Annotated in this window: 12 protein-coding genes; 6 read left to right on the forward strand and 6 right to left on the reverse strand. The window is 71.5% G+C overall.

Going from position 1 to position 12006, the window contains the following annotated elements; genetic code table 11:
* Nucleotide 1 precedes the first annotated feature (1 nt).
* The 5 genes from Q4V64_RS35335 (at nucleotide 2) to Q4V64_RS35355 (ending at nucleotide 5761) form a co-directional block, all read left to right on the forward strand.
* Nucleotides 2-2833 carry a nitrate- and nitrite sensing domain-containing protein gene (locus tag Q4V64_RS35335; protein ID WP_172629122.1) on the forward strand — a complete coding sequence of 944 codons (2832 nt, stop codon included), beginning with the start codon at nucleotides 2-4 and terminating at the stop codon, nucleotides 2831-2833.
* Entirely contained in the window at nucleotides 2830-3390 is a 561-nt protein-coding gene (locus Q4V64_RS35340; protein WP_124439175.1) for a roadblock/LC7 domain-containing protein, read from the forward strand. Before Q4V64_RS35335 ends, Q4V64_RS35340 begins: the two co-directional genes overlap by 4 nt.
* Nucleotides 3387-3806 carry a DUF742 domain-containing protein gene (locus tag Q4V64_RS35345; protein WP_124439174.1) on the forward strand — a complete coding sequence of 140 codons (420 nt, stop codon included), beginning with the start codon at nucleotides 3387-3389 and terminating at the stop codon, nucleotides 3804-3806. The genes Q4V64_RS35340 and Q4V64_RS35345 overlap by 4 nt, the downstream gene beginning before the upstream one ends.
* Nucleotides 3787-4440: an ATP/GTP-binding protein gene (locus Q4V64_RS35350; protein WP_124439173.1), complete on the forward strand. Its 654-nt coding sequence runs from the start codon at nucleotides 3787-3789 to the stop codon at nucleotides 4438-4440. Before Q4V64_RS35345 ends, Q4V64_RS35350 begins: the two co-directional genes overlap by 20 nt.
* Nucleotides 4441-4507: 67 nt before the next feature.
* Entirely contained in the window at nucleotides 4508-5761 is a 1254-nt protein-coding gene (locus Q4V64_RS35355; RefSeq protein ID WP_124439172.1) for a styrene monooxygenase/indole monooxygenase family protein, read from the forward strand.
* Here Q4V64_RS35355 and Q4V64_RS35360 read toward each other — a convergent pair.
* From Q4V64_RS35360 to Q4V64_RS35380, 5 genes are all read right to left on the reverse strand, one after another.
* Nucleotides 5734-6840, reverse strand: a complete 1107-nt coding sequence (locus tag Q4V64_RS35360; protein WP_124439244.1) for a C40 family peptidase — start codon at nucleotides 6838-6840, stop codon at nucleotides 5734-5736. The two genes, Q4V64_RS35355 and Q4V64_RS35360, sit on opposite strands and share 28 nt — an antisense overlap.
* 166 nt (nucleotides 6841-7006) lie before the next feature.
* Nucleotides 7007-7324: a hypothetical protein gene (locus tag Q4V64_RS35365; RefSeq protein ID WP_172629116.1), complete on the reverse strand. Its 318-nt coding sequence runs from the start codon at nucleotides 7322-7324 to the stop codon at nucleotides 7007-7009.
* A 44-nt stretch (nucleotides 7325-7368) separates the two neighbouring features.
* A complete protein-coding gene (locus Q4V64_RS35370; RefSeq protein ID WP_124439170.1) occupies nucleotides 7369-8016 on the reverse strand; it encodes a TetR/AcrR family transcriptional regulator in 648 nt (215 codons plus the stop codon).
* Nucleotides 8017-8279: 263 nt separating this feature from the next.
* Nucleotides 8280-9218, reverse strand: a complete 939-nt coding sequence (locus tag Q4V64_RS35375; RefSeq protein ID WP_124439169.1) for a diiron oxygenase — start codon at nucleotides 9216-9218, stop codon at nucleotides 8280-8282.
* A gap of 142 nt (nucleotides 9219-9360) precedes the next feature.
* Nucleotides 9361-9669, reverse strand: coding sequence for a hypothetical protein (locus Q4V64_RS35380; RefSeq protein WP_124439168.1), 309 nt, complete (start codon nucleotides 9667-9669; stop codon nucleotides 9361-9363).
* A 209-nt stretch (nucleotides 9670-9878) separates the two neighbouring features.
* On the opposite strand from Q4V64_RS35380, the gene Q4V64_RS35385 reads away from it, so the two are divergent.
* Nucleotides 9879-10337: an ATP-binding protein gene (locus tag Q4V64_RS35385; RefSeq protein WP_253266864.1), complete on the forward strand. Its 459-nt coding sequence runs from the start codon at nucleotides 9879-9881 to the stop codon at nucleotides 10335-10337.
* 192 nt (nucleotides 10338-10529) lie between these two features.
* Here the strand turns inward: Q4V64_RS35385 and Q4V64_RS35390 are convergent, their stop codons facing one another.
* Nucleotides 10530-11999 carry a penicillin-binding transpeptidase domain-containing protein gene (locus Q4V64_RS35390; RefSeq protein ID WP_124439165.1) on the reverse strand — a complete coding sequence of 490 codons (1470 nt, stop codon included), beginning with the start codon at nucleotides 11997-11999 and terminating at the stop codon, nucleotides 10530-10532.
* Between the last annotated feature and the right edge of the window lie 7 nt (nucleotides 12000-12006).

Genomic DNA, 12006 nt, shown 5'->3' on the forward strand with positions numbered 1-12006 from the left:
AATGCGAGCACCGGTGCAGAAGATGCGGCCTCGTCGCACAGGCAAGCAGGCGGCCTCCGGCAAAGGCACGGAGCCCACGCCCGGCACCCCCCACTCCGGCACCGGCTCCGGCACCTCTGTCGGCAAGGGCCGCCCCACCCACGTACGCACCCGGCTCATCCTCGCCGTCGCCGTGGTCGCCGCCGCCATCGCCGGTGCCGGCGTGCCCTCCGTCGTCACCACCTCGGGAGAGCTCAGTGACGCGCAGGACCTGGTGACCCTCGCCGAGCAGACCCAGGACGCCCTCGCGCTCGCCCACTCGCTCGCCGACGAGCGGGACGAGGTCACCTCGTACATCGCCGCCGGGCGGTCCAAGTCCAAGGCGCCCAGCGAGCAGCGCAGCGTCCGCGTCGACCGGCAGGTCGAGGAGCTGCGGGCCGACGGGGACGCGCCCGCCTCCCTGCGCGGCGACCTCGACGGCATAGACGCCGTACGCAGGGCGGCGCTCACCGGCAAGAGCAGTGCCCTCGAAGCGCACCAGGCCTACTCCGCCACCATCACCGAGCTCCACCGGCTCGCCGAGCACCTGGCCGAGCAGATGCCGCCCCGCGCGGGCTCCGGCGCGTACGCCCTCGCCGAGCTGGACTCCGCCGTCCAGCAGGCCGCCGCCACCCGCGGGCTCCTCCTCGCGGCCCTGAACGTGCCGACGACGACCCAGACCGTCATCGACCCCGTCACCGGCCTGCCGACGACCGAGAGGACCACCTCGGACGCCGACGCCAAGCAGCGCGACGCCCTGACCGCCGCCGCCCAGCAGGCCCGCCTCCGCTCCGCCGCCGCCCTCGCCGGCTTCCAGGACTCCGCGCCCAAGGCCGCTGTCACGTCGTACGACTCGACCGTCACCGGCCCCGAGGTGAACTCCGCCGAGAAGTACCTCGCCACCCTCACCGACCAGCCGACCCTGAGCGACGGCGAACTCGGTGCCAGCGCCACCAAGGTCGACGCCGCCCTCTCCGCCCGCATCGACGCCATGCGCGGGGCGGAGGCCGCCCTGTACGACCGCCGGGTCAAGGACCTCGCGCAACTGCGGGACGACGACGTCACCGCACTGGAGATCCGCATCGCCGTCCTCGGCGCCCTCCTGCTGCTGGCCGTCGGCATCGCCACCGCCATGGCCCGCACCCTCACCCGGCCGCTGTCCGTCCTGCGGCGCGGCTCGGCCCGGCTCGCCGAGGCGGAGGACCCCACCGCCCAGGAACCGGTCACCTTCACCGGCCGTAACGACGAGTTCGCCCAGGTCGTCCGCTCCGTCAACGCCCTGCACGCGCACGCCGCCGCCCTCGCCGAGCGCGTCGCCACCCTGGAGGCCGACCGCAAGCACCTGGTCGGCCAGCGCCAGAGGATGGCCGACGCCCGCGAGCAGCTCAAGAGCGAACTCGCCGAGTCCGCCGCCCAGTTGGAGCGGCTGCGCACCGGCATCTCCGCCACCTTCGTCAACCTCGCGCTGCGCACCCTGGGCCTCGTCGAGCGCCAACTCGCCGTCATCGAGGGCCTGGAGGAGCGCGAGCAGGACCCGGACCGGCTCGCCACGCTCTTCAAGCTCGACCACTTCGCCACGGTCATGCGCCGGCACAGTGAGAACCTCCTCGTCCTCGCCGGCACCGAGCATGTCCAGCAGAGCGCGGGACCCGTCCCGCTCGTCGACGTCGTACGCGCCGCGGTCAGCGAGATCGAGCGGTACGAACGCGTCCGCATCGCCGCGCTGCCGCCGCACGCGCACGTGGCCGGCTTCGCCGCGGACGACCTGTCCCATCTGCTGGCCGAACTCATGGAGAACGCCACCTCGTTCTCCCCGCCCGACCTGCCCGTCGAGGTCTCCGGCTGGCTCCTGGAGAGTGGCGAGGTCATGCTCTCCGTCCATGACGAGGGCATCGGCATGACCGCCGACCGGATGAGCGCCCTCAACTCCCGGCTCGCCGACTTCGATCCCGAGACGCCGTACGACCCCTACGACCCCTACGACCCCTACGACCCCTACGACCACGAGGGTGAAGAGGGCCTCGGCCTCGGTCTGTACGTCGTGGCCCGCCTCGCCCACCGGCACGGCGTGCGCGTGCAGCTGCGCGAGCAGAAGCAGGGCGGTGTCGCCGCCGTCGTCGTCCTGCCGAGGACCCTGCTGGCGGCCGCACCGTCCGCGGCCGTCCCCGCCTCGTCCTCGTCCTCCCCGGCCGGCGCAGGCGCGCACAGCTTCTCCCTGCCGGGCGCGGACGCGGAGGCCAACTCCAACGTCCTGCACGGCCGTTCGGAGAGCGGCGACCCGCTGGTCGCGCTCGCGGAGAAGGCAGTACGACGGTCCGAGGCGACGCCCCCGGACGAGGCCTCGGCACCGGAGACCCCGGCACCGGAGACCCCGGCACGGGAGACCCCGGCCGAGACCACGATGGCACTCCTGGTCCCCACTCCCGCAGTCGCCGACGGCGACGACGCCCCACAGGGGCCACCCGCACCCGACGACGAAAGCAGCACGGGTGGTGCGGGTGGGAACGAACCCGTCGAAGGCGAAGCCGAGACGGAACACGAACGCGCCCCGGATGAGCAGCTCACCGACAAGGGCCTCCCCAAGCGCACCCCCAAGATCACCGCCCCGGCCCCGCCGCCCCGCCGGCGCAGCGGCTCCGTGGACGCCGACGCCCTCCGCCGCCGTCTCGGTGGCTTCCGCCGGGGGGCGGAGGCCGGCTACCGCGACGTAGAGGCGGAGATCGCCGAAGAGACGGGCCAGACGAAGAGGCCGGCAGCAGGACCCGCAGAATCCGAAGAAGCCACGGGGGGCACAGTCGAGGAGGCAAGCAGTTGACCGCGCCCAGTACCTTCGGAACCTTCGGACTGAGCCGTGAGGCCCGCAATCTGCACTGGCTGCTGACCAATCTCGTCGAGGAAGTGCCCGGCATCCAGTCGGTCGCCGTCGTCTCCTCCGACGGCCTGCTGCTGCTCTCCTCCGACGCCGGCCTCCCCCACGCTCGAACAACCTCGCGCGGGGGGACCCCCATCGCCGCAGCACGGGAGGTACAGGACGACAAACCGACCGGCCCGCGCGGCTCCTCCGCCGACCTCGCCACCATCGTCTCCGGCATCGGCAGCCTCACCATCGGCGCCGCGAAGCTGATGGATTCCGGGCCCGTGAAGCACACCATGGTCGCGATGGACGAGGGCAGCCTGTTCGTCATGTCGATCAGCGACGGCTCGCTGCTCGGTGTGCACGGCTCCGCGGACTGCGACATGAGCGTGGTGGCGTACCACATGGCGCTGTTCGTGGGCCGCGCCGGCCACGTTCTGACGCCCGAACTCCGCAGCGAGCTGAGGCAGTCCCTGGAGAACGACCTGGAGTCCAAGGCGACGGGGAGTACCCGATGACCAGTACGCCGAAGAAACTTCCCGTGCGCGGCGCCGACCGCAAACCCGCCCGCGTACGCCCCTACTCGCTCACCGGCGGACGGACCCGCTTCGGGCACGTCCTGCTGGTCGAGACGTTCGTAGCGAGCACCGCGGCCCTCGAAGCCCCCGAGGACCGCAAGGAACTGACGAATGGTTCCCTCAACACCCGGGTCATGCCGGAGATGCGGGCCATCGTCGAACTGTGCCGCCGTATGCGCACGGTGGCCGAGATCGCCGCGCTGCTGAAGATGCCGCTCGGTGTGGTCCGCGTGCTGCTCAGCGACCTCGCGGACCAGGGAAAGATCCGTGTGCACGGAACCGGAACCGGTCACGGCACGGGCCGTCCGGACCGCGCTCTGCTGGAAAGGGTGCTGAGTGGACTCCGTCGTCTCTGACGCCGCCCGTGGCGTCCCCGCCCCCCGTCCTGCCCCGCTCGTGGAGGCCGACGAGGATCTGAGGTCCTGGCAGACGGACCCCACCCGGGCCCCCATCGCCACGAAGATAGTCGTGGCGGGCGGGTTCGGCGTCGGCAAGACCACGCTGGTCGGCGCCGTCTCGGAGATCACGCCCCTGCAGACCGAGGCGCTGATGACCGAGGCGAGCGAGGAGCACGACGACCTCACCGCCACGCCCGGCAAGACGACCACCACCGTGGCCATGGATTTCGGCCGCCTCACGCTCGACGACGACCTGGTGCTCTACCTGTTCGGCACGCCGGGCCAGCAGCGGTTCTGGTTCATGTGGGACGACCTGGTGCGCGGCGCGATCGGCGCGGTCGTGATGGCCGACACCCGGCGCCTGAAGGACTGCTTCCCGGCACTGGACTACTTCGAGAGCTGCGGGCTGCCGTACGTCGTCGCGGTGAACCACTTCGACGGCAGCGAGCTGTTCGAGCCGGAGGACGTGCGGGAGGCGCTCACGGTCCCGCGGCACATACCTGTCATGATCATGGACGCGCGGCGCCGGATCTCGGTGATCGAGACCCTGCTGGCGCTCGTGGCTCACGCACTCGAGGAAACCCCCGAGTAGCCGCCGTAGACGTCGTAGTTGTCGTAGGCGTCGTAGTACGTCCAGTAGTCGAGGAGACACCACCCGCATGCGGAAGATACTCGTCGTCGGAGCCGGCCAGTCCGGACTCCAGATAGCCCTCGGACTCCAGTCGCACGGGTACGAGGTCACCCTGATGTCGAACCGGACCGCGGACGAGATCCGCTCCGGCCGGGTGATGTCGACGCAGTGCATGTTCCACACGGCACTCCAGCACGAGCGCGACCTCCAGCTGAACTTCTGGGAGTCCCAGGCCCCGAAGATCGAAGGACTCGGCGTCTCGGTCGCGGCACCCGGCTCGCACGACCCCGGCCCGACGCAGCGGGCGATCGACTGGGTGGGCAAGCTCGACGGGTACGCGCAGTCGGTCGACCAGCGGGTGAAGATGGCCGGCTGGATGGAGACCTTCGCGCAGCGCGGCGGCCGGCTGGTCATCCACGGCGCCGCGGTCGGCGACCTCGACTACTTCTCCCGCACGTACGACCTGGTGCTGGTGTCGGCGGGCAAGGGCGAGCTCGTGCAGATGTTCGCCCGGGATCCGGAAAGGTCCCCCTACAGCGAGCCGCAGCGGGCCCTGGCGGTCTCGTACGTCCACGGCCTGGGCCCCCGCCCGGAGCACCCGGACATGGAGGCGGTCCGCTGCAACCTGGTCCCCGGCGTCGGCGAGCTGTTCGTCATGCCGTGCCTGACCACCTCCGGCCGCGCGGACATCCTCTTCTGGGAGGGCGTACCCGGCGGCCCGCTCGACGTCTTCAACGGCGTCAAGGACCCGGCGGAGCACCTCTCCCTGACCCTGGAACTCATGGAGAAGTTCGTCCCCTGGGAGCATGCGCGGGCCGGAAAGGTCGAACTGACCGACGCGGCCGGGACGTTGAGCGGCCGTTACACTCCGACCGTCCGCAACCCCGTCGGCCGGCTGCCCGGCGGTGGCCTGGTCCTCGGTGTCGCCGACGTGGTCGTCGCCAACGACCCGATCACCGGGCAGGGCTCCAACTCGGCGTCCAAGTGCGCGGCTTCGTATCTCGCGTCGATCCTCGAGCACGGGGACAAGGAGTTCGACGAGGCGTGGATGACGGCGACCTTCGAGCGCTACTGGGACACCGCCCAGTACGTCACCAAGTGGACCAACGCGATGCTGGCTCCGCCGCCGGAGCATGTGCTCAACCTGATCGGTGCGGCGGGGCAGATGCCGCCGGTCGCCGAGCGGGTGGCCAACGGGTTCAATGACCCGGCCGACTTCGAGAACTTCTTCTACGAGCCGGAGAAGGCGGGCGCCTATCTGGCCTCGGTCGCCGGAGCCTGACCGGCTCGGGGCGCGTCGGACGCCCCACCTGGCGGAGCGGGCGGCGCTGGTGGGGCTGATGGGGCAGGTGGCGTCGGTGGGGCGTCCGGGCGTACGGCTCCCAGGACCGGGTTGGCCGCGATCGGTGAGACCTTGATCGTCTCGCCGGGTCTCGGCGCGTGCACCACCACCCCCTCGCCGAGGTACATCGCCACGTGCGTAGCCTCCGGGAAGTAGATCACCAAGTCGCCGGGTCTCAGCTCGTTCAGCGGGATCCTCGGCAGCCGCGCCCACTGCTCCTGGCTGGTGCGGGGGATGGGCGTCCCGGCGCTCGCCCACGCCTCGGACGTCAGGCCCGAGCAGTCGTACGACTTCGGGCCCTCCGCGCCCCATTCGTACGGCTTCCCGAACTGCTGTACGGCGTAGCGCAGCGCGCGGTCGCCCTCCTTGGACGGCTTCCGGTCCTCGCTGAGCGCGCCGGACGCCATGAACTCCCTCTGCGCCTTCACGATGCCCCTCTTCTCGAACTCGGCCAGTGCGGCGAGCTGTTCGGGTGTGAGGGAGGCGAGGAGTTCCTCGACGGCCTTGAGCTGCTTCTGTACGGCGTCCCGGTCCTTCTTCTGCCGCTCGGCGAGGGCGAGTTGCTTGTCCAGGGCCTTGCGGGCCTCCCGCGCCAGCTCGTCGGCCCTCTTCTCGCCGACCGCCAGCTTGCCCACCGTCTCGGCCCGCTCCCGCGCCAACTGGCCGATCACATGGCCCTGGTCGAGCGCGTGCTGCGGGTCGCGCGCGAGCAGCAGCCGGACGTACGGGGAGATGTCGGTGCTGTTCTGGTACTGCTGCCGGGCCAGGCGGCCCGCCGCCCCTCGGCTGTCGTGCAGGGAGAGCCTCGTGCGGGCCAGCTCGGCGTCCAGCCGGGCCACCTCGGCGCGCTGCTTCTTCAGCCGCTCCTCGGTGGCGTTGTAGGTCTCCGTGGCCCGCTCGGCCTCCCGGTACCGGTGCCGAAGGTCCGTCAGCAGTTCGGCGACGGGGCGCCGGACCGGTTCGCGGGGCTCGGGGGCCGCCGCCGCGGGCAGGGGTGCGAGGGCGGTGCCGGCCGCCATCGCCGCCGTACAGACCAGACGCAGAAGCTTTTCTGACACGTCATCACCTCCGGTGCGCGAGGCGGACCTTCCGCGCTTCTCCGCATCGTGAGGACCAGACGTATATGAGGATTAGACTTATATCTCGTGTTTGAGTGCCGCGTGTGCGCGGTTCGGCGTAACGGGGTCACCCGTCGGTGTCACCCGGCTTGCCGACCGGCCCGGCGTCCGGCTTGGACCAGGGCCACTTGAGCTTGCTGCCCCGTTTGCCCTCGGGGTCGTACTCGTACTTCCACCCCTGCTGGAGCCCCAGCCTGCTGTGCCCGCGCGGCACGCGGCGGTAGACGAGCACGGTGGGCGGGCCGCCGGCGGCGTCCGGGACGGGGATGCGGTACGTCTTGGGCGGGTGCCCGGTGGGGCCCAGCAGCACGGGCAGCACGCGGCCGTCCATGGGGCCGCCCTCGAAGGGGGTGTCTTCGCTCTTCACGGCACCAGTGTCAGCCATCGGCCGCCGGTGCCCGTCGTCCCGGGCATCCTCCGCCGGTCGGCTCAGACCTCCTCCGCGAGCACCTCGACCAGCGTCGAGGTCTGCGGGTCGCGGCGCGCGGTCACCGACAGGACCGCCACGAACTGCTCGACGAGCCAGTCCCGCAGCTCGTCGGCGGGCGGCTGCTTGTCCTCGTCCAGCCAGATGAGGGAGGCCGCCTCGACCGCCGTGATCCACATGCGGACGGTCATCCGCAGCCGGGGGCCCGGCTCCGAGACCTCCAGGTGCCGCAGGATGTGCTCGGCGGCGGCCCGCCGTACGCCGTCCACGATGGCCGTCGTACGGGAGGTCTCCACGACGCTGCCCCCTTGCAGCAGCGCGCTGAAACCGGCGTCGTGCTGGTCGACGAAGGTCAGGTAGCGGTCCAGGGCGCGGGCGAGGCGGGGGAGGAGCGGGCCCTCGCGGGGCTCGTCGAAGCACTGCTGGAGCTCCTCGGCGGCGGAGCGCAGGGCCGCCTCGTACAGCTGCTGCTTGCCGCCCGGGAAGTAGCGGTACACCAGGGGCCGCGACACCCCGGCCGCCTCCGCCACGTCGTCGAGCGACACGTCCTCGGGCACGCGGTGCGCGAAGAGGGTGAGCGCGGCGTCGAGGAGCTGGCTGCGGCGTTCCTCGACGCTCAGGCGGCGGTACGCGGGGGCCTGGGGGGTCATGACCAGCAGCGTATCGGCCCCGGCCCGGGTCACAGTGCCCCGGCAGGCAACGTTTGCCCGTTGAGGAGCGCCCGCCGCGCAGCGGCCAAAGACCGCAGCCGGTGCGTGCTCTCGGCGTGCCGGCCGGAAGGCTCCGTCGATGGACCGGACGTACTTGGGCTTTCGGCCGGTGCGGCGAGTGGGGGCACCTCCCACGCCTTTAGGGCAGTGGGGGAGCGTGCCGGGCGTCGCGACGGGGCGAACGTTGCCTGTCGGGGCACTTGCTAGGCCAACAGGCCAGACGACCTCCACAGCCGCCGCCCGGCCCCCCGCAGCACCCCGATGTCGTCCAGGAAGTCGGTCAGCCGCTTCGCTCCCGTCCGCATCACCTCCCGGCGGTGCCCGCTCGCCTTCACCTGTGCCATGGCCGCCCGCTTGTCGAGTCCCACGTTCGTGTACACCTCGGGATTCACGAACGCCACCGAGAACACCCGGGCGAACTCACCGGAGGTGACCCGGGTGAACTCCTGCGACCACCTCGGCGCCGTCACCATCTGCCGCCGCAGCTCCTCGCGGGCGTACCGCACATGCCGTGCCTCCTCGACCACGTGGATCCGCGTCACACCCCGGACGAGCGGCTGCACCCGCTCGTCCGGGAAGGTCAGCCGCTGCATCCAGTCCAGGACCTCCTCCCCGAGGAGCGTGGCCGTGAAGGAACCCGGCGTGGTGGAGATCGTCTTGAACAGCCGGCCCAGCGCCTGGTGCGCCCGGCTCACCGGGTACCAGGGCGTCCCGCCGTGTGTGATCAGCCGGGCGAACATCTTCGAGTGCCGGCACTCGTCCTCGATCTCGGTGAGCGCGTACCGCACGTGCGCGCTCGTCGCCGCCTTGTCGTAGATGTGCCGCACGAGCAACTGCATCAGGATGATCTCGAACCAGATGCCCAGCGAGGCGAGCGCGGCGGCCTCGTGCCGCGACAGCAGGATCCGCTGCTCCTCGCTCATCCGCCGCCACATCGGGGTGTCGTACAGCGACACCAGCTCCGGCGGCCAGAACCACTTGCCCTCCTCCAGGGGCGCGTCCCAGTCCAGCTCCTTGTCCGGGTCGAAGGAGTGCTTGGCGGAAGAGGCGAGCAGCCGCTCGGCCACCTGCTCCCGGTCCTTGAGCAGACCGAGCGCGTCACGCAGCCCGTGGAGCGCGTCGGCTTCCGTCAGGGTCGTCATGGCTGATTCACCTCGTTACCCGGGGTCACATCGTCCGGGACTTATGAGACTGCTTGTCAGCAAGGTCGTCAATCCCTTCCGCGTGACTTGTTGGCCATGACTTGTCGAGCAGTGGGGCGGAGGGCGGCGCATCCGGGGCGCCTCAGTAGGACGTCGGTCCGAAGCCCGGAGGTTCGGGGAAGACCACCGCGTCGATGCACTGCGCGATCTCGTGCGGGAGCCGGCCGAGCGGTAACTCACCCGTCTCCGTTACGACCGGTTCCCCGAAGGTCTCCGCATAGGCGGACCGGGGACCGGTCAAGGTGAGGCTCAAGCCCTGCGTCTCGTCCACCTCGAAGCCGCGTTCGGCGAAGAACGCGCGGACCCTCGCGACGTGTTCCGGCGGGGGCAGCATGGCCGCGACGGTCGATGCCGTCGGGCGGGTGGCGGGCGTCTGCGGAGCGAGAATCACACATGGGAGAGCAGAGCTCCGCCCGGCTCTCAGGAGCCGGTCTACGCCTGAGGTCAGTCTCGGCAGGTGAGAATCGTCCACGTTTCACAGTCGGCCGGACCTGCGCGTGAGTACCTGTGTACCGCCGTCTTACGGGCGGGAAACCGTCCCCTGACCGGCCCGCCCGTAGCCTCGTCGGGCATGACGGGGAACGTACCGACCATCCTCCCGTGCACGAGGTCGTGCAGTCGGCCGTCTCCGAGGTCGAGCAGTACCGGCGCGTCGCCGTGGCCGGCGTCGAGCCGTGCCGCGTCCGCGGCCACTGCGTCGCCGAACTCTCCCATCTGCTTGCGGAGTTGGTGGAGAACGCGCTGATGTTCAGCCCGCCGAAGCAGCCCGTCGAGGTCTACGGCTGGCGGGACGGCGGCGAGTACTGCCTCGCCGTCCTCGACCGGGGCATCGGCATGACCGCCGAGCGCATGGCGGAGGCCAACGCCCTGCTGTCCGGCCGGGCCCCCTTCCTCAAGGCGCCCACCCGGTTCCTCGGTCACCACGTCGTCGGTGCCCTCGCCGCCCGTCTCGGCGCGCACGTCGAGCTGCGGCCGACCGGCGGCTCGGGCGTGACGGCGTACGTGGCCCTGCCGAACTCACTGGTCCAGGAGGCGTCAGCCGCGGCCGCCGCCCGATGAACCTAGGGCCTGTTGCGAAAGTGGCGCCTGCCGCGCGACGCCCGGCACGGGCTCTCGCCGCACCGCCCGAAAGCCCGAGTACGCCCAGTACGAGGGCTTCCGGGCGGCACGCCGAGAGCCCGCACCGGACGCCGCGCGGCCGCCCTTCGGGCGACGACGCCACTTTCGCAACAGGCCCTAGCCCCGCCTCCGTCACCGCCCGCCCGATGAACCGAGCACCGCCTCCATCACCGCCCGCGCGATCGGCGCCGCGTCCCCGCCGCCGCTGATCTCCCCGCGGTCCGCCTCCGCGTCCTCCACCACCACCGCGACCGCGACCTTCGCCTCCATGTGGCGGTCGCCCCGCGCCCAGGAGACGAACCAGGCGTACGGCGTGCCGGAGTTGCCGAGGCCGTGCTGGGCGGTGCCGGTCTTGCCGCCGACGGTGGCGCCGGGGATGGCGGCCTTCCTGCCGGTGCCCTTCCTCACCACCTCCACCATCAGCTTCCTCATCCGGGCGGCGGTCGACGGCTGCATCGCCTGCCGCGCGGGGCGCGAGCCGGCCGTCGTCAGCGTGACGCCGCTCGCCCGGGTCGTCCGCTCCACCAGGTACGGCTGCCGCACCTGCCCGCCGTTCGCGACCGCCGCCGCGACCATCGCCATCTGCAGCGGGGTGGCCCGGGTGTTGTACTGGCCGATGGACGACAGCGCCAGCTGCGCCCTGTCCACGCTCGTGTCGAAGGTGCTCGGCGCCACCGGGAAGGGGATCCGCAGGTCCGTGTCGTTGAAGCCGAAGGCCTGCGCGGTGGCCGTCATGTCGGCCACGCCCACGTCCGCCCCGAGCTTGGCGAACACCGTGTTGCACGACCACTTGAACGCCTCCCGCAGCGAGAGGTCCTCGCAGCCGTCGGACTCGTTCGTCAGCCTCGTCCTCGTCCCCGGCAGGGTGTAGGGGTCCGGCGAGTCGGTCTTCGCATTCAGGTTCTTGATCACACCCGCGTCCAGCGCCGCCGCCGCGGTGACCACCTTGAAGGTCGAGCCCGGCGGATAGGTCTTGCGCACCGCCCGGTTGAGCATCGGCTTGTCCGCGTCGCGGTTCAGCCGCGCCCAGGACCGGCCCACCGCCGCGTCGTTCCCGGACAGCGCCTCCGGGTCGTACGACGGTGTCGACACCAGTGCAAGGATCCGCCCGGTCGACGGCTCGATCGCCGCCACCGCGCCCTTGCGGTCGCCCAGCCCGTCATACGCCGCCTGCTGCGCGGCCCGGTTCAGGGTGGTCTCGACGTCGCCGCCGGGGTTCTGGGAGCGCGTGAAGTCGTTCCACAGCGGGAGCGGGGAGAGCATCGGGTCCGTGCCCGACAGGAGGTCGTCCTCGGTGTGCTCCAGCAGGCTCGTCCCGTACTCCTGCGAGGCGAAGCCGGTGACGGGCGCGTACAACGGGCCGTCGACGTACGTCCGTTCGTAGCGGAGCTGCTCGCGGGTGTCCCGGGAGCCGGTGACCGGCTCGCCGCCGACCAGGATGTCGCCGCGCGGTTGGCCGTAGCGGGCGATGCTGGTGCGGCGGTTGGCCGGGTTGTCGTCGTAGGACCGGGCCTGGAAGACCTGGATGCGGGCGGCGTTGACCACGAGGGCCACGAGCAGCAGGGCGCAGAAGCAGGCGGCGTGCCGGATGTAGCGCGTCATGACGCCT

Origin of the sequence: Streptomyces sp. NL15-2K (genome assembly GCF_030551255.1) — a bacterium.
In the GTDB taxonomy this organism is placed as follows: domain Bacteria; phylum Actinomycetota; class Actinomycetes; order Streptomycetales; family Streptomycetaceae; genus Streptomyces.

Excerpts from the sequence above, each read along its gene's own strand:
- Q4V64_RS35335 (WP_172629122.1), top strand. The coding sequence starts at position 2 with ATGCGAGCACCGGTGCAGAAGATGCGGCCTCGTCGCACAGGCAAGCAG.
- Q4V64_RS35345 (WP_124439174.1), top strand. The coding sequence starts at position 3,387 with ATGACCAGTACGCCGAAGAAACTTCCCGTGCGCGGCGCCGACCGCAAA.
- Q4V64_RS35355 (WP_124439172.1), top strand. The coding sequence starts at position 4,508 with ATGCGGAAGATACTCGTCGTCGGAGCCGGCCAGTCCGGACTCCAGATA.
- Q4V64_RS35360 (WP_124439244.1), bottom strand. The coding sequence starts at position 6,840 with ATGGCGGCCGGCACCGCCCTCGCACCCCTGCCCGCGGCGGCGGCCCCC.
- Q4V64_RS35365 (WP_172629116.1), bottom strand. The coding sequence starts at position 7,324 with ATGGCTGACACTGGTGCCGTGAAGAGCGAAGACACCCCCTTCGAGGGC.
- Q4V64_RS35370 (WP_124439170.1), bottom strand. The coding sequence starts at position 8,016 with ATGACCCCCCAGGCCCCCGCGTACCGCCGCCTGAGCGTCGAGGAACGC.
- Q4V64_RS35375 (WP_124439169.1), bottom strand. The coding sequence starts at position 9,218 with ATGACGACCCTGACGGAAGCCGACGCGCTCCACGGGCTGCGTGACGCG.
- Q4V64_RS35390 (WP_124439165.1), bottom strand. The coding sequence starts at position 11,999 with ATGACGCGCTACATCCGGCACGCCGCCTGCTTCTGCGCCCTGCTGCTC.